Annotated in this window: 21 protein-coding genes; 9 read left to right on the top strand and 12 right to left on the bottom strand. The window is 41.3% G+C overall.

All coding sequences use genetic code 11. The annotated features are described in order from the left end of the window. Positions 1–171 precede the first annotated feature (171 nt). The 6 genes from BM176_RS12845 to BM176_RS12820 all read left to right on the top strand — a co-directional run bounded on the left by BM176_RS12845 (position 172) and on the right by BM176_RS12820 (position 5,040). Positions 172–1,734 (top strand): sigma-54 interaction domain-containing protein, encoded by a 1,563-nt coding sequence (locus tag BM176_RS12845; RefSeq protein WP_090103577.1) that lies wholly within the window; start codon positions 172–174, stop codon positions 1,732–1,734. A 146-nt stretch (positions 1,735–1,880) separates the two neighbouring features. Beyond that, a complete protein-coding gene (locus tag BM176_RS12840) occupies positions 1,881–2,765 on the top strand; it encodes an AraC family transcriptional regulator (protein WP_090103575.1) in 885 nt (294 codons plus the stop codon). A gap of 44 nt (positions 2,766–2,809) precedes the next feature. Next, positions 2,810–3,010 (top strand): YwbE family protein, encoded by a 201-nt coding sequence (locus BM176_RS12835; protein WP_090103573.1) that lies wholly within the window; start codon positions 2,810–2,812, stop codon positions 3,008–3,010. An 88-nt stretch (positions 3,011–3,098) separates the two neighbouring features. Further along, complete coding sequence (locus BM176_RS12830; RefSeq protein ID WP_090103571.1) at positions 3,099–3,986, top strand: DnaJ C-terminal domain-containing protein; 888 nt, start codon at positions 3,099–3,101, stop codon at positions 3,984–3,986. A gap of 18 nt (positions 3,987–4,004) precedes the next feature. Beyond that, entirely contained in the window at positions 4,005–4,298 is a 294-nt protein-coding gene (locus BM176_RS12825; protein ID WP_090103570.1) for a chaperone modulator CbpM, read from the top strand. Positions 4,299–4,320: 22 nt separating this feature from the next. Next, complete coding sequence (locus tag BM176_RS12820; RefSeq protein WP_090103568.1) at positions 4,321–5,040, top strand: 4'-phosphopantetheinyl transferase family protein; 720 nt, start codon at positions 4,321–4,323, stop codon at positions 5,038–5,040. Here the strand turns inward: BM176_RS12820 and rluF are convergent, their stop codons facing one another. Continuing rightward, positions 5,041–5,784 carry a 23S rRNA pseudouridine(2604) synthase RluF gene (gene rluF, locus BM176_RS12815; protein WP_090103566.1) on the bottom strand — a complete coding sequence of 248 codons (744 nt, stop codon included), beginning with the start codon at positions 5,782–5,784 and terminating at the stop codon, positions 5,041–5,043. A 210-nt stretch (positions 5,785–5,994) separates the two neighbouring features. On the opposite strand from rluF, the gene BM176_RS12810 reads away from it, so the two are divergent. Then, the gene (locus BM176_RS12810) at positions 5,995–6,228 is read left to right on the top strand and encodes a hypothetical protein (protein ID WP_090103565.1); all 234 of its coding nucleotides are present in this window, start codon (positions 5,995–5,997) and stop codon (positions 6,226–6,228) included. On the opposite strand, the gene BM176_RS12805 is transcribed toward BM176_RS12810, so the two are convergent. Genes BM176_RS12805 through BM176_RS12785 form a run of 5 tightly spaced genes read right to left on the bottom strand, consistent with a single transcriptional unit; the run spans position 6,215 to position 13,697 of the window. Further along, complete coding sequence (locus tag BM176_RS12805) at positions 6,215–7,471, bottom strand: Na+/H+ antiporter (protein WP_090103563.1); 1,257 nt, start codon at positions 7,469–7,471, stop codon at positions 6,215–6,217. The genes BM176_RS12810 and BM176_RS12805 overlap by 14 nt on opposite strands. Next, positions 7,458–8,264, bottom strand: coding sequence for a hypothetical protein (locus BM176_RS12800; protein WP_090103561.1), 807 nt, complete (start codon positions 8,262–8,264; stop codon positions 7,458–7,460). The genes BM176_RS12805 and BM176_RS12800 overlap by 14 nt, the downstream gene beginning before the upstream one ends. Positions 8,265–8,308: 44 nt before the next feature. Continuing rightward, positions 8,309–9,616: a TolC family protein gene (locus BM176_RS12795; protein ID WP_090103559.1), complete on the bottom strand. Its 1,308-nt coding sequence runs from the start codon at positions 9,614–9,616 to the stop codon at positions 8,309–8,311. Further along, complete coding sequence (locus tag BM176_RS12790) at positions 9,603–12,662, bottom strand: efflux RND transporter permease subunit (protein WP_090103557.1); 3,060 nt, start codon at positions 12,660–12,662, stop codon at positions 9,603–9,605. Before BM176_RS12790 ends, BM176_RS12795 begins: the two co-directional genes overlap by 14 nt. Before the next feature lie 3 nt (positions 12,663–12,665). Further along, the gene (locus BM176_RS12785) at positions 12,666–13,697 is read right to left on the bottom strand and encodes an efflux RND transporter periplasmic adaptor subunit (RefSeq protein ID WP_255373503.1); all 1,032 of its coding nucleotides are present in this window, start codon (positions 13,695–13,697) and stop codon (positions 12,666–12,668) included. Between the two features lie 185 nt (positions 13,698–13,882). Here BM176_RS12785 and BM176_RS12780 point away from each other — a divergent pair, with 185 nt between their 5' ends. Beyond that, positions 13,883–14,185 (top strand): hypothetical protein, encoded by a 303-nt coding sequence (locus BM176_RS12780; RefSeq protein ID WP_090103553.1) that lies wholly within the window; start codon positions 13,883–13,885, stop codon positions 14,183–14,185. A 2-nt stretch (positions 14,186–14,187) separates the two neighbouring features. Here BM176_RS12780 and BM176_RS12775 read toward each other — a convergent pair whose 3' ends face one another. Genes BM176_RS12775 through BM176_RS12755 form a run of 5 tightly spaced genes read right to left on the bottom strand, consistent with a single transcriptional unit; the run spans position 14,188 to position 20,397 of the window. Then, a complete protein-coding gene (locus tag BM176_RS12775) occupies positions 14,188–16,572 on the bottom strand; it encodes a phosphoketolase family protein (RefSeq protein WP_090103551.1) in 2,385 nt (794 codons plus the stop codon). Between the two features lie 9 nt (positions 16,573–16,581). Beyond that, positions 16,582–17,751 carry an acetate/propionate family kinase gene (locus tag BM176_RS12770; RefSeq protein WP_090103549.1) on the bottom strand — a complete coding sequence of 390 codons (1,170 nt, stop codon included), beginning with the start codon at positions 17,749–17,751 and terminating at the stop codon, positions 16,582–16,584. 44 nt (positions 17,752–17,795) lie between these two features. Then, complete coding sequence (locus tag BM176_RS12765; RefSeq protein ID WP_090103547.1) at positions 17,796–18,914, bottom strand: hypothetical protein; 1,119 nt, start codon at positions 18,912–18,914, stop codon at positions 17,796–17,798. After that, positions 18,856–19,836: a FecR family protein gene (locus BM176_RS12760; RefSeq protein ID WP_090103545.1), complete on the bottom strand. Its 981-nt coding sequence runs from the start codon at positions 19,834–19,836 to the stop codon at positions 18,856–18,858. The genes BM176_RS12765 and BM176_RS12760 overlap by 59 nt, the downstream gene beginning before the upstream one ends. A gap of 27 nt (positions 19,837–19,863) precedes the next feature. Then, on the bottom strand, positions 19,864–20,397 hold the full coding sequence (locus BM176_RS12755; RefSeq protein ID WP_090104879.1) for an RNA polymerase sigma-70 factor: 534 nt from the start codon (positions 20,395–20,397) through the stop codon (positions 19,864–19,866). Between the two features lie 135 nt (positions 20,398–20,532). On the opposite strand from BM176_RS12755, the gene BM176_RS12750 reads away from it, so the two are divergent. Beyond that, on the top strand, positions 20,533–21,738 hold the full coding sequence (locus BM176_RS12750; protein ID WP_090103543.1) for a cytochrome-c peroxidase: 1,206 nt from the start codon (positions 20,533–20,535) through the stop codon (positions 21,736–21,738). 349 nt (positions 21,739–22,087) lie between these two features. Here BM176_RS12750 and BM176_RS12745 read toward each other — a convergent pair whose 3' ends face one another. Continuing rightward, the gene (locus tag BM176_RS12745; protein WP_090103542.1) at positions 22,088–22,450 is read right to left on the bottom strand and encodes a hypothetical protein; all 363 of its coding nucleotides are present in this window, start codon (positions 22,448–22,450) and stop codon (positions 22,088–22,090) included. Positions 22,451–23,030: the final 580 nt, after the last annotated feature.

Genomic DNA, 23,030 nt, shown 5'->3' with positions numbered 1-23,030 from the left:
AATGACGTGAAATCACTAATCCGGTTCACGTTATTTAGTAAATACCACAGGCTGGAATTTTCATTATTTTCACAGCAATAAGGTTACTCCCATAATAGCACGGAATTTTAATCCTGATCCTTTAAAAGCACAGGTCTGCAGTTGCGGATTCGATTTTTTTATATTCTAAACATGAAAAGAACCAGAAAGGACACGCCAAATAAGAGCCAGGAGAGTACTACTATAAATGTCGATAATGCAATTACTCCTGCCGGGAGCAGGAAACAATTAATGAGTAATATCAAAAAGGAATTAAAAAGGATTATTAGTTTTGATTCCTCTTACGTATTAGTATATACAGAGGGTTATATACACTATTCATGTTTTACAGAAAACATGCATCCTCTTATAAAAAATGCCCTGCATAAAAATACCTTCTTAAGTCAGGCTCCCTTAAAACAATCTATCCCTTTCATTATAAAGTATAACAATGCAAATGAGGTATTATCTTCCAATATTCCCCTATCATTATTACATAAAGAAAATGGTTTTAAAAGCACCTGTATTATTCCGCTGAAAGTAATGGATATACTCATAGGATTTTTAGCGGTAGATTCCTTTGATGAAGATCATTTTACGCCTTTACATACAGGCATGTTTGAACAGCTGGCAGCTACTTTTTCCCTCCAGTTATGTAATGTACTGCTGCATGAAAAATTGCTGATCGCAAAAAACAATCAGGATCCCTATCAGGAAGAAGAAACATCTGAAATATATCATTTTGAAGAGATCATTGGCCGGAGCAAAAGCCTGCAGGAAGTGTTCAGAAATATCAATCTCGTAAGCCGTACTGATACAACTGTTTTGCTGCTGGGAGAAACAGGTACCGGGAAAGAACTTATCGCAAAAGCCATTCATAATTTATCCACCAGGAAAACGAAGCCACTCATCAGATTAAATTGTGCTGCACTCCCGGCCCAACTGATAGAATCCGAATTATTCGGTCATGAAAGAGGCGCCTTTACAGGTGCTATCGATAAACGGATTGGTAAATTTGAAGTGGCCGATGGCAGCACCTTGTTCCTGGATGAAATAGGCGAACTTCCTCTGGAATTACAAGCTAAATTATTACGTGTTTTGCAGGAGAAGGAAATAGAGCGTTTAGGTAGTAATAAGGTGATTAAGATCAATGTGCGGATCATTGCTGCCACCAATAGAAACCTTGAACAGGAAGTGGCTGCCGGCAGATTCCGTTCGGATCTTTACTTCCGCATTAATGTATTCCCTGTTCAAATTCCTCCACTGCGTGAGCGGAAAGAAGACCTTCCCCTTCTGGCTGCCCACTTCTTAAAGAAGATGGAAAAAAAACTGGACAGGGAGTTCAGGGGAATCAGCAATCAGGTATTACAGCAACTGACTGACTATGAATGGCCGGGAAACATCCGTGAACTGGAACATATGATTGAACGTAGCGCAATTGTAAGCAGAGGAAATTTTATACAGGAGCTGAACATACCAGCAGGTACACAATCAAAACCTTCTCCAACAACTCCGGATTTTACCCTCAAAACCTGGGAAGAACATGAAAAAGAATACATCTTATATGTACTGATGAAATGTAACGGCAGGGTAAGTGGTGCAAGAGGAGCCGCACAGGTATTAAATATCCCTCCCACCACATTGGAATCAAAAATGAAAAAATTTGGTATTAAAAAACAACATTACCTTCCCGATAACCCCGGGACAATTGAATAATTACGATTAACGATATTTCGTGAGGATGGTGGTAATTAAACGACATATCGCGTTTTTACGGCCCTTTTAAATCATACAAATAGGTGATTATCATTTAATTATACTCAGGCACGCAATTAGTCTTTATATGGCCAAACTGTCAACTCATGAAGTATCCTGAATATTTCCCCCTGCTAAGATTTGAAAATAACACAACGGATCTTCCTTTCCGTATTATCAGGTTCCGTTGGACAGAAGGTGCGATTAAAATGCATAATGAAGTGCCGCATATGCAGGATTACATAGAACTCATCTGGATCACCAATGGCAATGGAAAACTGACTGTTGATCTGAAAGAGTTTACCCTTACGGAAAACAGTTTGTGTTGCATCACTCCCGGACAAGTGCATCAACTGAAAGGAAATGATCAGCTGGAAGGGTATCTTTTCCTCTTTACGGCATCTTTCCTATACAAGAATGACCATGAATTTGACCCGATGCACCATTCCGGATTTTTTGATACCTTTTCAAAATCAAACAATATCAAAATCGAAAAGGATATTTCGACAGAGATGTATGAGATTACCCGGAAGATGATGAAAGAATGTGATAATGGCTACCTGTTTAAAGCAGAAATACTCAGGCGTTACTTTAAAATTTTCCTTATTTACCTGACAAGACAATTTCCTGACGTGCTTAAAACCACTCTGCAATCCCGGAATATTGAGCTGGCAGAAAAGTTTAAGTCCCTGCTGGAAAAGAACTTCATCACCCTGAAAAAAGTAATAGACTATGCCCAATTGCTTTCTGTAACCCCTAATTACCTGAATGAAATAGTCAAAAAGATCACAGGTTATCCTGCCAGTCATCATATCCGGCAGAGGGTTGTACTGGAGGCAAAACGGCAGGCTGCCTATTCGGATATATGTATGAAAGAAGTAGCCTGGCAACTGGGGTTTTCAGACATTGCCCACTTTAGTAAGTTCTTCAAAAACACCACTGGTGTTAATTTCTCGGATTTCAAAAAAGAATGCCACATTATGCCATCATGAACAAAATAGTTAGCTTTGAGGTTGAAAAATAATGTTTGTTTTTTATGGATGGTCAGAACAGAAAGGATATATACCCGGGGTTAGAAGTAGCTATAATCCTGAAAAAAGATCAACGCAGTGGTAAGTTAACCTATGGAATTGTAAAGGATATCCTCACTTCTTCTCCTTTTCATTCACGGGGTATTAAAGTACGCCTGGAAGACGGACAGATTGGCCGTGTGGCAGAAATAGGCCCGGAGGAATAAACGGGCACGTGATTTGAAGATTCTGTAATTTAGCGTGGTTTATTCAAATAACCTTAACGACAACAAGAACATTCCATAAATATTACATATGGCTTTTATAGATTATTATAAGATCCTTGGGGTGGATAAAAAGGCTTCAGACACAGAGATTAAGAAGGCTTACCGTAAACTGGCCAGGAAATATCACCCGGACATTAACCCTAACGACAAAGAAGCTAACAATAAATTTCAACAGGTTAATGAGGCTAATGAGGTACTGAGCGATCCGGCAAAACGCAAAAAGTACGATGAATATGGGGAGAACTGGAAACATGCTGATCAATATGAACAGGCAAGACAACAACAATCCTGGTCTGGCGGTGGCAGACAACAGGGCGGCTTCTCCGGCGACTTTGGCGATGAACATTTCTCTGATTTCTTTGAATCCCTTTTTGGTAACAGACGTTCCAGCGGTAGCGGTGGCCGTAAATACCGCGGACAAGACTACAATGCAGAAATACATCTTACCTTACAGGATGCACATAAAACCCATCAGCAGACTTTAAACGTAAATAATAAACAGGTAAGGATTACCATCCCTGCCGGTATTGCCAACGGACAGGTGATCAAACTGAAGGAACATGGTGCCCCGGGCGCAAATGGCGGCCCTAACGGCGACCTGTATATCACCTTCGTCATTGCCGAAGATCCTGTATTTAAAAGACTGGATAACGACCTGTATACAACAGTGCAAATAGATCTGTATACAGCCGTATTAGGTGGAGATGTGATGATAGATACACTGGATGGTAAAGTGAAACTAAAGGTTAAACCTGAAACACAGAATAATACAAAAGCAAGATTAAAAGGTAAAGGATTTCCTGTTTATAAAAAAGAAGGCCAACATGGTGATCTGATTATTACCTATAACGTCAAAATCCCAACGGAATTAACAGAAAAACAAAAAGAATTATTCAGGGAGTTAGCGAAGTCTTAACAATAAAACCCATGTTCAATGCAAACAGAATTAATAGCTGTCAGCCAGTATTGCAGTGTACACAACATAGACTCTTCCTTTATCCACTCACTTGTAGATGAAGGTCTAATATCCGTAACCATTGTTGAAGGTGGTACCTATATAGCGTCTGAACAGTTGCCCGACCTTGAAATATATACCCGCTGGCATGCAGAGATGGGTATCAATACTGAAGGGATCGATATTATTAATTACTTATTGGGAAAGATAAAAACGATGCAGCATGATATGGAATTGCTGCAAAACAAGTTGCATATCTACATGCACGACTAGTAGAATCTCATAATGTTCATCTATGGATAACCTGGTAAATATTGAAACCCTCTTTATGGAAAGGGCAACTGGTTCTTTTTCGGCCTGTATAGCCACTTCACAACAAACGTTACCTTCTTTACAAACATTGAAAAACAGTTTCCTTCATCCGGATGAACATACTTATTTCAATACACTTAAAGCCGCTAAAAGACAACACAGCTATCTTCATGGGAGATATACTGCCAAGCAGGCTGTTGCTGCTTATACTCAGCACAAGGAACTTGCTGACATTAAAATAGCTACAGGCGTATTTCAACAACCCATCCTGCAGATAACTAATGTACAGTTAAGTATTTCTCATACTGAAAAATGGTGCGTGGCAGTTATATATCCGGAGGCACATCCCATGGGAGTTGATGTAGAATTAATCTCCCCGCAAATAAATGAAAGTATCAATGAAATCATTACGGAGAAGGAACGGGGATTACTTCCATCTGATGCACCTAATTTATCGTTGCTGTGGACTATCAAAGAAGCTCTTTCAAAAACACTCAGAACAGGCTTAATGACTCCGTTGCAGGTGTATGAGGTTAGTAAGGTCATACACAAGGAAGGTATGATAGAGGCGCATTTCACTAACTTCGCCCAGTACAAGTCTTTATCATGGATTTCGGGTGATCATGCCTGGTCAATTGTACTTCCCCTGAACAGTATGCCCGACCCGCTGGTTCTTGCACGTATACAAAAGAATGTGCGATGATTATTCATCCATCCCTTCAGCACTACTTCCCTTATCAGTTTTACTGCTGGTAGCCACCATCTCATTGATCGTACTGATCTCTTCTTTGGTGAAGTATCTCCATTTACCCGGAGCCAGATCTTTCAGCGTCATGTTCATGATACGTGTCCGCTTCAGGCTTCTTACATTATATCCCAGCGCTTCACACATCCGGCGGATCTGCCGGTTCAATCCCTGTGTGAGAATGATCTTGAACCTGTCATTGGTTTCCTGCTGCACAAAACATTTCTGGGTAGTAACGCCCATGATACGTACACCGTTTCGCATTGCTTTGATAAACTCCAGGTTGATGGGTTTATCCACTACTACGGTATATTCCTTTTCATGGTGATTACCAGCGCGCAGGATCTTATTCACTATATCCCCATCGTTCGTCAGGAAAATGAGCCCTTCAGATAATTTATCCAACCGCCCGATAGGAAAAATGCGGGAAGAGAAATTGATATAATCTATGATGTTGGTCTTATCCTTCAGATCTGTAGTACAGGTGATTCCTTTGGGCTTATTCAGAGCAATGTAGATAGTTGCCTTCTTCTTTTTCAGGGGTTCTCCATCTACTTCCACCACATCACCATCTTCTACACGGTTACCTTTAGAAGCGATGTTATCATTGATGGTAACGCGCCCCTGCTCAATATACTTATCTGCTTCCCGACGGCTGCAAAAGCCCGTTTCACTGATATATTTGTTTATGCTCTTGTCCATGATAACCTTAATATCCTGCAATATTAGGCAAAAGGAGTTAAATGCTAAACCGCTTTATCCAGGATTAAATGACTTGCTGATATAATTGTTCATCCCATGTATCTGATTGTCCGCTTATTCAGTAATAAAACGGAGTTGGAAGTTTATTAGAGCACTGAAAAGGCTCCATTTATATAAAACAATCATTATATTTACAAAAAACAGTATACAATGACGCCTATTAGTCCGGAGAAATTGATTGAGATTGGCTTTTCTTTCCTGGAAGGTAAAAAGTATTTTAAGATTGAAGTAGGCACATCTTCCTATGGCGTTGTGCCACAGGGAGGTGTATGGTTATTTTCACCCCTCCCCATGCAGTTTGCATCGCTTGAAAATGTTATGACTATCGAAGATGTAGACAAAAGCATATTCAGAGAAACCGGCAAGCATCTTATGAATGCTTAGGATTCACCTTTAAAAGTCTCACCAGCCACGGCAGACTTAATCCCTGCACTACAAGTGTAATCAGTACAACCATTACTGAAATAAAGATAATAATGTTCCGCTGAGGGAAAGCACTTCCATCACTTAATGTCATGGGTAAAGCCAGTGCTGTGGCCAGCGATACGATTCCACGCATTCCAGACCATCCAATGATCAGGCATTCTTTCCAGTTCAGCAATGCCCGTTTATTACTCCTGATACTCTTTCTTTTGAAAGCTCGTTCCAGGTTTACACGTTGCAGGAAAATTCTTGCCATTCTGATAATCAGCGCCACAAAACATATAAGGAAGCTATAACCTATCAAAGGTAGGATGAGGTTATGATCTATATTTTCAATTACATAGGGAAATGTAAATCCGATCAGGACAAAGATCAGCCCATTCAGAATAAAAACAATAATATCCCAGATTGATTTATAGGCAACACGAAGTCCGCCGGCTGCTTGTCTTCTGCTAGCTCTGGAAATGAGGATACCAACTTGTACTACAGCAATTACACCGGAAACATGCAGTTCCTCCGCCAGCAGATAAGCAATGAAAGGCATTAATAAGGTGAAGCTGATTGCAACATTTCCCTTATGATGAGTGTACTTTAAGATCAGTATTAACAGCAGACCTAATACCAATCCTACCAGGAAACCACCAAGGATCAATATGAAGAATTGTAAACCAGCTTTCCATAATATGAAAGAAGAACCTGTTATTGCCGCTACCGCCAACCGGTAAGCAATGAGGCCGGAAGCATCATTGATCAGGCTCTCTCCTTCCAGGATGGTCATTGTTTTATGAGAGATTCCAAGTCCTTTGGTGATGCTCATGGCAGCTACGGCATCGGTAGCAGACAGGATTGCTCCCAGGGTAAATGACAGTTCCCAGCTCATACCCGGAATCAGGTAATGCACGAGTACGGCAATACCGGCAGCTGTGAAAAAGACCAGTGCAAAGGCCAGGGTCATGATTGTATGGATATTCCTTTTGAATTCTATAACGGAGATATTGAATGCCGCATCGTACAGCATTGGCGGCAGGAACAACAGGAATATTATTTCAGGGTCGAGTTCGATCTTAGGCACTCCAGGAAGGAAACCTACACCGATCCCCGCTATCACCAGTAATATTGGATAAGGTAATTTTACTCTTTCAGCAATTGCGGATAAGCCCAGCATGATAGCCAGGATAAATAAAATGATACTATAGTTTTCCATCCTGCTGCTTTAGTTTCTTTCTATGAAGATAATGAGCTATCAGTATTTCAACGAGAGGTATTGCGATAATCAGAAAAAAAGTAATCAGGATCCCCTTCTGTACACCCTGTAAAAAATGGTCCAGCTGAATCAGTATGATCTTTGCAAACAGCCCTGCACGTAATATTTCTTCTACCTTTGTTGCCATCAGATCTTTACTTACGCTCTCATCCAGCCCACCTTTTTCTGACAGTAACTTACGAATAGACTTCTTCATAAAATAAGCTACTCCCTTACCTTTTGTTACACTGGCAATAAAACTAACGAGTACGTTCCCTCCTTCTTTCAGTTCTGACTGTTTTTCCAGTGTATTGTAATACTCCCTGTAAATGATCTCCGCAGCGGAATCTATGAGTTGATTTGTAGAATAGCTGGCCAATGGGGCAACATTTACGCCTGCACTATCCCGGATAAAAAAGGCACTAAGTGCGGCAGATGTCTGCTGATCAAAAGATGGGGGAATATGCTGGATATAAATACTGGTATGCTGTTTTATATCTTTTCTTAAAGAGTTGAACAGTCCCCATTTAAAGCCGAAAAAACCTGCCAGCGCAGGCAGTAACAGGAAATAAGCCCAGGCAATATATTTCAGCAGCTGATGACGACGAGGCACCAGCATAAACTTACGCAGTAAAATAACAAGTACAATAGCCACGATAGCGGTGAGAATGCCTATAATTATGGCGCCGGATACAATCTTAAAGGGGTTCGTGAATTCACTGAACAGATGAATAACTCTAAAGGTTTCCTTCATGATATAGGTTTGGAAACCACTAAAGTATAAATTAATTCTAATATCTAATAATCCAATGTGTTCGCCAGAAGCTTTAACTGGATCTCCGCTGCTTTGGCGGCATATGATAAATTCACCAGCATATATCCTGCATTTTCAAAACTCTGCTGTGCCGTTTTTACATCAACGATAGTTGCCTGCCCCAGCTGGAACCGTTGTAATACGAGATTAAGCAACCGGGAAGAAAGATCATAATTATTACCTGATGTTTCGATCTGTTGCAGATTGCTGGTATATGACTGCCACAACTTTATCACACTGGCCGTATAGTCTTTCGTATAGATATCCTTTTCGATCTTTGCATTTTTGGTGGCAATAGCCGCTACCTGCTGTTGCCGCCGGTAAATACTACCGTTAAAAATAGGGATCACTAAACCGGCACCAACATAGGGCCCATAGTTCTGGTTGAACAATACATTGCCCGCTCCGGCTTCTGTACGGTTATAGTTAAATCCTGTGTTAAAGCTCAGGGAAGGATAACGCTGTGCAGCAGTTTCTTTTTCCCTCAGTTCATTGATCCTGATTTGCAGGTCTGCCGCCAGCAGGCGTGGATTCTTTGTTTCCATGTAAGTGAGTACACTATCCAGGCTTATTTTTTTATCGATGATGATCGTATCACGGACAAGGATACTTGAATCCGGTTTTAATGTAAGAAGACGGAGCAGATCTGTCTTATCCTGATCGATGATCAGTTGTTGCGCCTGTAAGGTTTGCTGTTGTGTATTGATATCTACCTGTGCCTGGAAAAGATCTGCATCATTTGACATACCCAACTCCCGCTTTGCTTTTACGATATCCAGTTTTTGTTGTGAAACAACGATAGATGCCTGCAAAGTATTAGCGTAACTCTGCTGACGGACAACATCAAAATATTTTAGCTGAACGTTGGCCACCACATTAATGATCATAGAATCCAACTGGCGCTGGCTCAGTTTTTCCAGAGTGGCCAGCCGCTGTTTGGTAGCCACTACATGCCTACCGTTATACACCAGTACACTTGCACCCAAACCTGAATTTAATGTGTTGGTAAAAGTCCCGTCCCTTTGGATGGTAACCCCGGTATTCAACCGCTGATTGAGATTCGTACTTTGTGCATTATCTGTACCCGAAGCCTGGATGAGCGGATATCCACCCGCCACGCCATAGTTATTATTAATAACGCTGGCATCGAGATTATTCTTTGTCAGCTGGATATCAAGGCTGTTCTTCAGCGCAATGTCAACAGCCTGTTGCAGCTCCAGCTTTTGCTGTGCTACAGCAAAAGCAGGGAGCAGTAATAACACGAACACATATCTCATACTATTTCTCTTCATGTTTATGTTTGCCGGAGATGAATGTATATACAGCCGGTATTACCAATAATGTGAGGATCAGCGAGAACAGAATACCTCCTACTACCACTATTCCCAGAGGAACACGACTGGCAGCGGCAGCTCCAAGACTTAACGCGATGGGTAAAGCACCTAAGGAAGTAGCCAGGCTGGTCATCAGGATGGGGCGCAAACGCTGAGAGGCGGCTTCTATAACGGCCTCCACTTTATTCATCCCCAGTTCTCTTTTCTGATTAGCAAATTCCACTATCAATATCCCGTTTTTAGTAACCAACCCAATGAGCATGATCATACCAATTTCGGAGAAGATATTCAGCGTTTGTCCGAATACCCACAGGCTTAATAATGCACCGGCAAGTGCCAGCGGTACCGTAAGCATAATAGTAAGCGGATCTATAAAACTTTCAAACTGGGCTGCCAGGATCAGATAAATTAATACGAGTGCCAGTCCGAATGCAAAAGCAGTATTCGAAGAGCTTTCTGCATAATCCCTGGAAGACCCTGCCAGTGAAGTATGGAAAGTAGGATCGAGCACTTTCGCTGAAATAGCCTGCATGGCTTTGATCCCATCCCCGATAGTATTGCCGGGAGCCAGTGAGGCAGAAATAGTGGCCGACTTATACCTGTTATAGTGATACAGGATAGAAGGACTGCTACTCTCTTCCAGATGGACTACAGCATCCAGCGGAATGTTGTTTCCGTTGCTGCTCCTTACATATAGCTTGTCTATATCCGCAGGTTTATTCCTGTCTTTATATTCCACTTGCCCTATTACCTGATACTGATATCCATTCATGATAAAATAGGCCAGCCTGCCGCCGCTAAAAGCCGATTGCGCAGCGCCTATCACATCGGCAGTAGAGAGCCCCAGGTCTTTCGCTTTTGTTCTGTCTACCGATAGTTGTACTTCCGGTTTATTGAACTTCAGATCTACGTCTACGTTAGAGAAGGTTTTATCGTTACGGGCAGCTTCAAGAAATTGTGGAATGACGGACTTTAATTTGTTCAGATCCAGGTTTTGCAGTACAAATTGTACGGGTACCGACGACTTGGAACCTGATCCCACAGAGATGGTTTGTTCCTGGATAGCAAAAATTCTTGCATCATTGAAACGGCCCATTTTCTTTTGCAGATCTGTAGCAATATCATTCTGACTACGGTCCCTGTATTCGGGATCAACAAGCCCAATCCTCGGCTGTGATGCATTCACTGCACCAGCTGCCCCGCTGGGTGTTCTGCTGAATACAAAGTCTCTTTCAGGCACAGAATCGTAAAGGTAATCTGATACCTTGTCGGTGATAGATTGCATGCGACCAAAACTTGTACCCTCTGCCGCTGTGACATTAAAACGTATACTGTTCCTGTCTTCCAGCGGAGCTATTTCACTGCGGAGGCCCGACATTGTTAGTACAATGAGAACACCACATATCGCAATGATAAGCCATGCCGTCCATCTCAGTTTCATGAAACTTTCCAGCAGTCGTTTGTACCCCGTTTCCATGCCTACGAAAAAAGGCTCTGTCTTTTTATAAAACCACCCATGTTCTGCATTCTTTCGGTTCAGTACCACATTCAGAACAGGCGTGATAGTCAGCGATACAAAAGAAGATATCAGCACAGCAGATGCCAGCACCACTCCAAATTCGCGGAATAACCTTCCTACGAAACCCTGTAAAAAGATCACAGGAAGGAATACAACGGCGAGTGTGACAGATGTGGAGATAACCGCAAAGAAGATTTCTTTACTGCCTTCAAGTGCCGCCTCTTTAATAGACATGCCTTCCTCTATCTTCCGGAAAATATTTTCCGTCACTACTATCCCGTCATCCACCACTAACCCTGTTGCCAGTACGATACCAAGTAATGTCAGAATGTTCACGGTAAAGCCGGCCATATACATGACAAAGAAAGTAGCGACCAGTGAGATTGGAATATCAATCAATGGCCTGATGGCTATCAGCCAGTTACGGAAGAACAGGAAGATAACCAGTACTACCAGTCCGAAAGCTATCAATAACGTTTCCTGCACTTCTTTCAGCGACAGGCGGATATTCCGTGTATTATCTACCAAAACGCGAAACTGGATATCATCTTTATTTGATTTCTCTATTTCTTTTAAGCGCTTATAAAAATCATCTGCGATCTGGATATTATTGGCGCCAGGCTGCGGAATGATAGCTAAGCCTACTGCATTCACACCGTTATACTTCCAGTTTTGTTCATACTGTTCCGGACCTAATTCTACCCGCGCTACATCGGACAAGCGCACGATACCGCTGCTGTCTTCCCGGATAATGAGATCACTGAATTGTTTTTCTGTAGTCAGCCTTCCCAGTGTTCGGATCGTTAATTCTGTGTTGCTGCCATAGATTTTACCGGGAGGCAGATCTACATTTTCATTATTCAGTGAAGTACTGATATCTGTGAATGCCACATTATACATGCTCATTTTATCCGGGTTCAGCCAGATGCGCATGGAGTAGCGTTTTTGCCCGAGTATATTAATTGAGCTAACGTTATTGATAGTCTGAAATTGTTGCTGTAATACATTTTCGGTGTAATCACTCAGCTGCATGAGGCTTTTGGTGCGGCTCTGCACGGCCATGATCACAATGAAATCTGCATTGGCGTCTGCCTTGGTCACAACAGGCGGGGCATCAATATCCTGCGGAAGGTTACGTGTAGCCTGGCTCACCTTATCACGTACATCACTGGCAGCAGCTTCCAGATCTATACCCAGATTGAACTCTACAGTGATAGTACTTGTGCCCAGCGAACTGGAAGAAGTGATGGTGCGGATACCGGGAATACCATTGATCTGTTTTTCCAACGGTTCGGTAATCTGACTTTCTATAATATCCGCATTAGCACCTGTGTAGGAAGTAGACACAGTGATAATAGGTGGATCGATAGCAGGATAATCCCTTACGGCAAGAAAGGTAAATCCCACTACACCGAAAAGGATCAAAGCCAGGTTCATTACCGTTGCAAGCACCGGTCTTTTAAGTGACAACTCCGATATATTCATCTGCTATAACGTCTTAACACTATTAACTTTAATCACAGCATCCGGCCGTGCAAACAATACTCCGGTTACCAACACAGAGTCTCCCTCACTGATCCCTTTTGTTATCTCTACATTTGCGGCCTGCCTGATACCCGTTTCCACACTAACAAACTTCGCCCTGCCATTCTTTAAAATCACTACCTGATTATTCTGATCGTTCGGGATAAGTGCATTGGTAGGAACCATGATGGCATGTTTATTTTCTCCTGCATCGATATATACTTTCACAAAACTACCGGGATGTGTTTTTGTATTCTGCAGAGTGGCCCTTACTTTCAGATTACGTGTGATAGTATTGGCTTGTGGCTCTACGGCAACAATGGTAGCACGCTGTTTTATTGTATCTGTAGCATCCAGTTCAACAGATACTACATTTCCTTTATGCACCAGTGTTCCGTATGATTCCGGCAAAGTGAAATCTATTTTCAAAGTATTTAACTGCTGAATAGAAGCAATTACATCAGCAGGAGTAACATAAGCGCCTATACTCACAAGCCGCAGGCCCACTGTTCCGGAGAAGGGAGCCTTTACAACTGTTTTATCGATCAATGCCTGGTAGTAAGCAATATCTGTCTGAATACTTTGTAACTGGTTCAGAGCGGAATCGTAATCTGCCTGGTTGATACCATTAATAGCCAGTAATTTTTTTAACCGTTCTTCTGTTTTAACAGCCAGTTCCAGTTGTACTTTTGATTTGCTAAGCTGCGCCTGTAAGTCAGCATCATTGATGCGGGCAATGATAGTTCCCTGGTTCACGAACACTCCTTCCGGCACATTGAGATAAGTAATCCGGCCACTTGCTTCCGGATGTAATTGTACATATTCGTTGGCCACGACCGTACCATTTGCTTCTACAATATTGCTGATATTACGGGGTGAGGCAATTATCACATCGGCAGATGCAATTGCATTATTACGCTTATCTGAAGGCAATTTTTTACTATGGCATGCACTGAGCAGCATACCTGCATAAACGATTAGAATATAACGCCTCATGAGACCCATATGACTTAAAAATTTTAACAAATCCTTACATTTCAAAACCCATAATTTTATCCCACAGCTTTCCAGCCATTAAAGATACTTTCCACCAAAAGTGTGAAAAGAGTTAGTAGCCGGATAGGCAAAAACAATCGTTAAACAAGTTAAAATGGGCTTTTTGGAGATTAAACAGGATAACTATGCACGATAAGAATCATAAATCACCGCACATATTGAATGCATCATCGAATCTGTTGGGGCTTTGTTTTGTGGTGCTTACTTCTTTAAGATTACTGAACATTTCACAAAAGACGGCAATCGATGAAAGTACGACTGCCGCCATTATATTTTTCATGTCCAGTTGCATTCTCTCGTTTTTATCAATCCGTGGGAATATTAAAAATGGCGGCCGCTATGAGAACATTGCGGATTACCTGTTCCTCGCCGGATTGTTCATTTTATTTATCACTACTATTTTGTTTTCGTTCAACCTGATTTCGTAATATTAATACTGCCATTTCCAGTCTTTTATTTCCGGCATATCCTCTCCATAAGTGGTTACATATGCTTTATGATCCAGCAGTTTGTTTCTAACATACTGCTTGGCGTAAGCACCTTTTGAACCCAGTCCGGATACACGGTCAATCACTTCCCCTACGAGGTGAAATCTGTCCAGTTCATTTAGTACCACCATATCAAATGGTGTGGTGGTGGTGCCTTCACCTTTGTAGCCTTTCACATGAATATTATCGTGGTTTGTACGACGATAAGTGAGGCGATGGATGAGCAGCGGATAACCATGAAAAGCAAAAATCACAGGTTTATCTTTTGTAAAAAGAGTATCAAATTCTTTATCGCTGATACCGTGCGGATGTTCACTTTTGGGTTGGAGGGTCATAAGATCTACCACATTAATCACACGTACTTTCAAATCAGGGAATTGCCTGCGTAGTATTCCTACTGCAGCAATTGTTTCCAGTGTAGGCACATCTCCCGCGCAAGCCATCACTACATCCGGCTCGGTACCTTCATCATTACTGGCCCATTCCCAGATTCCCAGTCCGGCGGTACAATGTTTGATCGCCGCATCCATATCCAGCCATTGTAATTCGGGTTGTTTACCGGCTATAATCACATTGATATAATTGCGGCTACGCAAACAATGATCTGTAACAGAAAGTAACGTATTCGCATCCGGTGGGAGATAAATACGGACAATGTCGGCTGTTTTATTCACCACATGATCAAGAAAACCAGGATCCTGATGACTGTTCCCATTATGATCTTGTCGCCATACATGTGAAGTAAGCAGATAATTAAGAGAAGCCACAGAGCTTCTCCAGGGAATTTTATTGGCCGCCTGTAACCATTTGGCATGTTGGTTAAACATAGAATCCACAATATGTATAAATGCTTCGTAACAGGAGAAGAGCCCATGCCGGCCAGTGAGCAGATATCCTTCAAGCCACCCTTCACACAGGTGTTCACTCAATACTTCCATAACACGTCCGTCGGGTGAGATATGATTATCTGTTTCCAGGATCTCAGCGGTAAAAGTTTTGTCAGTGATATCGAAGAGATGAGTAAGACGGTTGGAGGCAGTTTCATCTGGTCCGAATACCCTGAAGTTTCGTTTTTTCCAATTCAGTTTTATTACATCTCTCACAAAAGCCCCCATTACAACTGTCGCCTCCGCTGTATTCTTTCCTGGTTTGGTTACATCTACAGCATATTTACTAAAATCGGGCATGGTCAGGTCTTGTAGCAGCAATCCCCCATTAGCATGCGGATTAGCCCCCATACGCCGTTTATCTTTAGGAGCCAGCGCTGCCAGTTCGGGTATTAACTCCCCGTTCTCATTGAATAATTCTTCCGGCCGGTAGCTTTTCATCCATTCTTCAAGCATTTTAAGATGTCCGGGTTTTTCCCTTAGTTCAGCCAATGGCACCTGATGTGCACGCCAGGTACCTTCTACAGGGAGTCCGTCAACTTCTTTAGGGCCAGTCCATCCTTTAGGCGTAACCATAATAATCATTGGCCATTGCGGACGTTCTGTAAAGCCATTACTGCGGACGCTTTCCTGGATCTGCCTGATTTCAGCGATGATCATATCCAATGTGGAGGCCATCTGCCGGTGAACATCAGCAGGATCTGTACCTTCCACGAAATACGGTTTATAGCCATATCCGTAAAAAAGTTGTTCCAGTTCTTCCCGGGGAATGCGGGCAAGTATAGTGGGATTTGCAATTTTATAACCGTTCAGGTGAAGAATAGGCAATACCGCACCATCATGCACCGGATTCAGGAATTTGTTAGAATGCCAGCTGGCTGCCAGAGCGCCTGTTTCTGCCTCCCCATCTCCTATTACACATGCCACAATCAGATCAGGGTTATCGAATACCGCACCATATGCGTGCAGCAATGCATATCCCAGTTCTCCACCTTCATTAATGGAGCCTGGAGTTTCCGGCGCCACATGACTGGGAATACCTCCGGGAAAGGAGAACTGTTTGAACAACTTTTTCATTCCCAGTACATCAGGGGTGATATTAGGGAAGAACTCACTATAGGTCCCTTCCAGGTAAGTATTGGCCACCAGTCCCGGGCCACCGTGCCCGGGACCGGTCACGTAGATCATGTTAAGATCATACTGTTTAATAATACGGTTCAGATGAACATAAATGAAGTTTAAACCGGGCGTAGTTCCCCAATGGCCAAGTAGCCTGGGTTTGACGTGCTCCAGTGTCAATTCTTTTTTAAGCATGGGATTATCCATCAGGTATATTTGGCCTACGGACAAATAATTAGCAGCCCGCCAGTAAGCATCCATATTACTGAATGTTTCAGCGGATAACTGATAACCCACTTCTGCGATGTCTTTTGTTTCCATAAAAAAATGTTATGTTTCAATTGAAAAATTCAATACCTCACATATTATTTTTGCTATCATTAACTCTTCGTTGGTAGGAATAACATACACGCTTACCTTGCTGTTATCTGAAGATATAATGTGCTCATTCCGGTGGTTCTTTTCTTTATCCAATGTGATTCCAAGGAAGCCAAGAGATGTGCAGATACGTTCCCTGACTTCAGGAACGTTTTCCCCTATCCCACCTGCAAATACAAGCGTATCCAGTCCGCCAAGGACGGCGGCAAATGAACCTATCCATTTACGGGTCTGGTAACAGAAAAATTCCACAGCTTCCGCAGCATGGGGATTATCTTTCTCCTGCTTCATTAATTCCCTCATATCGGGACTTATTCCGGAAATACCCAGTAAGCCGGATTCATGGTTAACAAGATGATTAAACTGTTCGGGGCTGAGTTTTTCGGACTGCATTAAATACCAGGCCACACCTGGGTCTAAGTCACCTGTGCGGGTACTCATAGGCAACCCTGAAGTTGGAGTAAAGCCCATAGAGGTATCCATACTTTTACCCTCTTTTATTGCAGCAAGGCTAGCGCCATTACCTAAATGTGCCAGAATGGTCCGGGCACCGGCATCTTTACCCAGCTCTTCCAGCAGGTAAGCATAAGAGAGGCCATGAAAGCCGTATCGCTGAATACCTGCCACATCAAAGCGACGGGGAAGCGGCAACAGCTTTGCCATTCTTGGCATATCTGCATGGAAAGAAGTATCAAAACAGGCAATCTGTGGCAGGTCCGGGTTATGTGCCGTGAATACTTCAATAAGTTTGATCTCTCCCGGCATATGTTCAGGGTCTAAGGCAATGCTTCCCTTCAGTTCTTTCATTAATGCCGGGGTGATTTTTTGAGGTCCGGTATGCCTCATACCGTATACTATTCTGTGTCCTATAGCCTTCACGACTGCAAAACCGGGTTGTTTCTCCAACCATTCAATGAGGAACATTGCAGCAGCTGCGTGATCGCTTGCTTCCACTTCAATGCTTTCTTCTTTATTCCAGGTTAGTTTTGTGCCTTCAATGCCTATCCGTTCAATTTCTCCAATCAGCACATTTTTCAGCGGCCCCTGCACTTCATACAAAGAGAATTTAATGCTGGAAGAACCCCCATTAATAGTAAGTATGCAATCTTTTACTGCTGTCATGGTTAACTATAATATACCATGACAGCGCATCAACTTTCAGGCCATCAATATCTCGTTTTGAAAAAATGGATGTTATAAAACAGACCTATCTGCATGCCTATCCATAATTTATTATAGCTTGAAGAGGAAGGAGAATAGTTACTCCAGATAGAATATGGAGGTTTCAGGAAATTAAATCTTTTGTCGGCTGTTGGCTCGGGGAAACTCAAAGGAGCTTCTACACCATTCCGGTAATATTTTGTTTGGAGATCGTTGAACGAAAGTCCCAGTTGTACTGTAAAGTGACGGCCTAACTTTCTTTCTGCCAGCACAGCTGCTTTATTTAGTCGCATTTTCACAAGCCTGTTCATTCTGCTGGAATCATATGTTTGCTTGATGCTGTTGCCGGTAGTGACCATCAGGTGCAACCGCCAACTATCTGTTAAACGAATAGAAGTCCTTAAGCCATACCTGAAGTTGGAGTATTTAAAGTTGGTATTATAAGAAGCTATTCCATACAAAAAGGGAAGGCCAGCCTGTATGCCAGTATTCATGTAAAAAAATTCTTCTGCCGTAACACCTGCTTTTACAAAAAGTGGCAATTCAATTCTGCTCTTTTCTGCAGATACGGGATTATTTATTACTTGTGATAACTTGCCGGGATGAATAGCATGGATGTGTATGGAAGGAGTGTCAATACTTCTGGAAATACCTGCCAGAGAATGGAGTTCCAAAGGCACGACAGTTACCGGTTTTGCAGGTAATATTTTTTTATGATGATGGACAGTTGGCAGTATAACTTCTTCTTTTTTATGAGGTGGATTATCTGCGAAAATAATATGGGAATCTAACAACGTATAATAAATACCTGTACCTGCTTTTATATCTGCAAGCACTTGTGCTACGGGTTGTGATCCTTTTTTTACATGAATGATTTTAGATGGTGGAAATTTCCGGGTATTCAGGGAAAATTTCACACCTGATTGTTTACTGATCAGATGAAGTAGTGAATCGAACCGGATATTTTCAGCAGGAACTACTATTTTCTGTTGCAGGCGGGATCCTGTTTGTCCGTAAGCAGAAATACCGGCTATTATAAGTATTAAAACAGGTGGAACTACTTTATTAATTACATCCTTCACCACTGATATATACTGTATTGTTCTCAATCCTGCATTCAACATTCAACGTAATTGAAATAACTTCAAAAATATATTTAATGGATTTGTTCTCAAAAGGGCTACTCATAGTACAGTTTTCCAGCTTTTTGTTTTCGAATACTACAGTGATGTCATAGGCTTTTTCAAGTTGTGCTACGATTTCTTTTAAAGAAGCATTCTCAAAATTAAATATTCTGGTAACATATCCTATACTATTTACATTGAACGAAGAATCCAATTTAAACAGATGATTTTCTACATTATACATACCCAGTTCATCTGCCTTCACGATAATTTGCTGATTGTCCCGGTACATCATCACAGCACCGGTTTTTACTGCTACTTCAATGGTTTTCTGTTGCTGGTGTACATTAAAAGAGGTGCCCAGTACTTTTATATAAATGTCTCCAACGCTTACGATAAACGGATTTTCCTGATCAGATGTTACATCAAACCATGCTTCTCCTGTTAAATGCAATGTTCTCTTAAAATTCTCGGGGTATTTTATATTAGAATTACTATTCAGTACTACGAGAGAATGATCGGATAATGTATCTCTGTAAATTCCTGTCCCTGTTGCTCTGTTCACATAACGGATAACCTGCTCCCTTTCTCTGAAGAAGAAAATGTAGATAGCGGCAGCGGCCAGCAGCAGGAATACTGCGGCAATACTGCTCAGATAAAGGCGCTTTCTCACTGGGTACACTTTAGCTGTTGCTAAATGGGCCTTGATCTCATGCAGGAGTTTTTCTTTATCAGGTAGCTGATGTCCTTGTTGCTGCTTAGCCTGGTTCCATATAACAGAAACCTGGTCAAACAGTTTTCTGTTTTCCGGGGCATCAAGGATCCAATTGTCCAGTGCTACACCTTCTTCCGGTGTAGCTTCGCCAGACAAATATTTCCCCAATAATTCAAAATCAACCTGTTGATGATTATGATTGCTCATTTTTTTAAATTGTACGCATCAGCTTCTTTATAATGTAAGTAAAATGATGATAGTTATCATGATTTCTGCCAGCTTTTCCCGTAAAATTTTCAATGCTTTGCCCATCTGTACCTCCACTGTTTTTACAGACAACCCTAATTCTGCTGCTATTTCAGTATATTTTTTCTCTTCGAATCTGCTCTTGGAAAAAATCAGTTTGCATTGAGGTGGCAGCTCATCTATCTGTGCCAGTATCTGCCGGTTCGTTTCTTTACTTATCAAGTCATTACTCTGACTATATACCGGCATGTTATTGTCCGTAACATATTTATCTTTTATTTTCTGATGCCTTTTCACGTTAAGACACTGGTTATAAACGCATGTGTATAAGTATGATTTTACAGATTGCTGTTCATCCAGTATTATCCCTTTTTCCCACAGTCGCAAAAAAACAGTCTGCACAGCATCCTTCGCATCATCATTATCTTTCAGTATCATAAAAGCATAACGATGTAACCCTTCAAAGTAAGTATGAAAGTATTGCTCAGTTACATTAGTCAACTTATCCTGTGGTAAATCCAATTTAAGCCTGGTTACATTTTTTAAGTTCCACAATAATACAACTGAAAAAGAAAATACCCTTATGCGATAAAAAAAAATTAATTTGGGATAAGGGTATTCTCTTTTTCAAGTGTAATGGCATAAATAAGTTTACCTATGAAAAAGAACCAGAGGTATGTATACCTGTTGCTAACAGCAACTATCTTTATTATCAATACCCAATCCTGTAAAAAGAATTCTTTTGATGCCAAACTTCAAACGGAAGCGATATCCGTGAATAGCAGCCCTGTACCTAATCTGCCTGCTACTTTGTATGATTATGTAAGTACCGGAATCAATATTCCTGCCTATTTGCAGACACTGATCACAAACAATCCCGGGATCGACAATACACCTGCTGGGAATGCTATCACTAATGAGGGAGCCACTTTGGGAAGGGTACTTTTTTATGATAAATTATTATCTGCAAATAATACAATTTCATGTGCCTCTTGTCATCATCAGGATAAAGCATTTACAGACGGAGTAGTATCGTCTGTAGGATTTGAAGGAGGATTAACAAGACGGAATTCCATGCCAGTGGTAAATACCCGTTTTTTCAAAGCCAAATCCATGTTCTGGGATATGCGGGCCGCCAGCCTGGAAACACAAACGCTGATGCCTATATTGGACCATATTGAAATGGGTATGCCTACACTTGCAGCACTGGAATCAAAACTGGCACTTACAGCTTATTATCCTGACTTATTTAAAGCTGCTTTCGGTACACCCGATATTACTTCAGACAAAATAGGGAAAGCATTGTCCCAGTTCCTTCGTAGTATTGTTTCGTTTAATTCACGATATGATCAGGGAGTAGCAAATAATTTTGTTGATTTTACTGATGAAGAAAAAGAAGGCAGACGCATCCTCAGCGCAAACTTCTGTACAGAATGTCATAGCGACCTTGCTAATTCACGCGTGGGACTAAATGCTTCTTACCTGGTTGTGGAAAATTCCGGAATAAATACAGGTTTTGGTTCTAATAACGGACTGGAAGCCGTTTATACAGACAAGGGCATCGGAGAAATTACCCAGCAGGCGAAGGACATGGGAACTTTTAAAATCCCCAGCTTAAGGAATGTGGAATTAACCGCGCCATATATGCATGATGGACGTTTTGCCACCCTCGAAGATGCAATTGAACATTATTCGTCAGGGATCAAACAAAATCCTAATATCGGCATACAATTGAGAGGGTTGAGAACCGGGGGAATTCATTTCACCGATCAGCAAAAAAAGGATATTTTCGCTTTCCTGAAAACATTAACGGATCATTCTCTTGCAACAGATCCTAAATATGCAGATCCTTTTACAAAATAGGTAACTACTCCTCTGTAGCTTTTAATTTACTTCGTTTTATTTCCGATATAAATGGACCAGAGATTCGATCATCCTACGTTCATCCTACGTTAATAACGTAGGATGAACGTAGGATGATCGAATCTCTGGTATATATCATCCGCGAATAAAGCGAATCTCTGGACTTATCATGATCCGGATTGTATGGATATCATCATTCGTTTATGAGATTACGCGACAATTATTCCTATAAATTGTCGCAATAAACTTTTCACGACAGTTTCTGTCGTAAAGTAGTAATCTATAATATGAGGAAAATTGTAATGGGAATATTGAATAGCCGATAACTTTTACTGAAGCTAAAATAAACCTACTCAAATACATCCCTGATATGGATCAGGATAGCATATCTTCCCACATCAGGCAAGTCTTCAATATTCAATTGTTTCTCATCAAATGGAGTGGTGAGCTTATCCTGAAACTGCTGATATACTTCTTGTAATACCACAATTGCTTCCGGCTTACTCTCCACTACCCAGGATTTAGATGCTTTATTGTTGTCGAACAGCTTATTAAACTCTTTCCTGCTGACCTCCGTTTTTTCATAGGGTACTACTTTAACGGTCCATACCTCCCCGATTTTTTCCGGAACTACAGGGTTATCCAGATTTATTTTAAACCGCTCCAGGCCTCCAGGATCCAAAGCACGAATGATATCCATTGCTACCGACATAACAGAATCTATTTAGAAGAGGCCGCAAATTACAATAATCAGGGTTTTTATCTGCTTCCATTTTTTTACAACTACTTTAGGGTTACACTAATTGCAAAGGCAAGCCAACTGTTAAAGGGAAATAGACATCCATTGCTATGCAATAGCCCTCTATTTTGAATATTACAACTTCATCAGAATTCATTAATCACACCAGCTATGGAAGCTAAACTTACTAAAACTGTAATGAAATTAGAAGATATAGCAAATATGGCTACTTCCGCATAAATATTTATTCCTTAAATTTCTTTATTACTTCCCATGTAGCCATCCATGAGACTGCAAAACCACCTCAGAATCTTCAAGGTTTATTGGATTATTATTTAATTTGTTCAGGATAGTCACATACATGAGTTTTATTCCACCTAAGATAGAGGCGGCAGATAGAAATGTAGTTACTACATTAACCAAAGAATCACGAGATAATTTCTTCTTGTATATAGAAGTTATTATATATCCCATGGTAACAAACCCTGCTATTGTTATAATCCAATGGGATTGAAAGAAGCTTTCATTCTTCAAGGTAGAAGGTAATTGAGGT

This window comes from Chitinophaga sp. CF118, assembly GCF_900112615.1.
In the GTDB taxonomy this organism is placed as follows: Bacteria; Bacteroidota; Bacteroidia; order Chitinophagales; family Chitinophagaceae; genus Chitinophaga.
The sequence above is the reverse complement of the archived record's forward strand: the minus strand, read 5'-3'. Positions and strand labels throughout refer to the sequence as shown.

What these genes read in the sequence shown, in the direction of transcription:
- BM176_RS12845 (WP_090103577.1), top strand. Translation starts at nt 172, where the DNA reads ATGAAAAGAACCAGAAAGGACACGCCAAATAAGAGCCAGGAGAGTACT.
- BM176_RS12840 (WP_090103575.1), top strand. Translation starts at nt 1,881, where the DNA reads ATGAAGTATCCTGAATATTTCCCCCTGCTAAGATTTGAAAATAACACA.
- BM176_RS12835 (WP_090103573.1), top strand. Translation starts at nt 2,810, where the DNA reads ATGGATGGTCAGAACAGAAAGGATATATACCCGGGGTTAGAAGTAGCT.
- BM176_RS12830 (WP_090103571.1), top strand. Translation starts at nt 3,099, where the DNA reads ATGGCTTTTATAGATTATTATAAGATCCTTGGGGTGGATAAAAAGGCT.
- BM176_RS12825 (WP_090103570.1), top strand. Translation starts at nt 4,005, where the DNA reads ATGCAAACAGAATTAATAGCTGTCAGCCAGTATTGCAGTGTACACAAC.
- BM176_RS12820 (WP_090103568.1), top strand. Translation starts at nt 4,321, where the DNA reads ATGGATAACCTGGTAAATATTGAAACCCTCTTTATGGAAAGGGCAACT.
- rluF (WP_090103566.1), bottom strand. Translation starts at nt 5,784, where the DNA reads ATGGACAAGAGCATAAACAAATATATCAGTGAAACGGGCTTTTGCAGC.
- BM176_RS12810 (WP_090103565.1), top strand. Translation starts at nt 5,995, where the DNA reads ATGACGCCTATTAGTCCGGAGAAATTGATTGAGATTGGCTTTTCTTTC.
- BM176_RS12805 (WP_090103563.1), bottom strand. Translation starts at nt 7,471, where the DNA reads ATGGAAAACTATAGTATCATTTTATTTATCCTGGCTATCATGCTGGGC.
- BM176_RS12800 (WP_090103561.1), bottom strand. Translation starts at nt 8,264, where the DNA reads ATGAAGGAAACCTTTAGAGTTATTCATCTGTTCAGTGAATTCACGAAC.
- BM176_RS12795 (WP_090103559.1), bottom strand. Translation starts at nt 9,616, where the DNA reads ATGAAGAGAAATAGTATGAGATATGTGTTCGTGTTATTACTGCTCCCT.
- BM176_RS12790 (WP_090103557.1), bottom strand. Translation starts at nt 12,662, where the DNA reads ATGAATATATCGGAGTTGTCACTTAAAAGACCGGTGCTTGCAACGGTA.
- BM176_RS12785 (WP_255373503.1), bottom strand. Translation starts at nt 13,697, where the DNA reads ATGAGGCGTTATATTCTAATCGTTTATGCAGGTATGCTGCTCAGTGCA.
- BM176_RS12780 (WP_090103553.1), top strand. Translation starts at nt 13,883, where the DNA reads ATGCACGATAAGAATCATAAATCACCGCACATATTGAATGCATCATCG.
- BM176_RS12775 (WP_090103551.1), bottom strand. Translation starts at nt 16,572, where the DNA reads ATGGAAACAAAAGACATCGCAGAAGTGGGTTATCAGTTATCCGCTGAA.
- BM176_RS12770 (WP_090103549.1), bottom strand. Translation starts at nt 17,751, where the DNA reads ATGACAGCAGTAAAAGATTGCATACTTACTATTAATGGGGGTTCTTCC.
- BM176_RS12765 (WP_090103547.1), bottom strand. Translation starts at nt 18,914, where the DNA reads ATGTTGAATGCAGGATTGAGAACAATACAGTATATATCAGTGGTGAAG.
- BM176_RS12760 (WP_090103545.1), bottom strand. Translation starts at nt 19,836, where the DNA reads ATGAGCAATCATAATCATCAACAGGTTGATTTTGAATTATTGGGGAAA.
- BM176_RS12750 (WP_090103543.1), top strand. Translation starts at nt 20,533, where the DNA reads ATGAAAAAGAACCAGAGGTATGTATACCTGTTGCTAACAGCAACTATC.
- BM176_RS12745 (WP_090103542.1), bottom strand. Translation starts at nt 22,450, where the DNA reads ATGTCGGTAGCAATGGATATCATTCGTGCTTTGGATCCTGGAGGCCTG.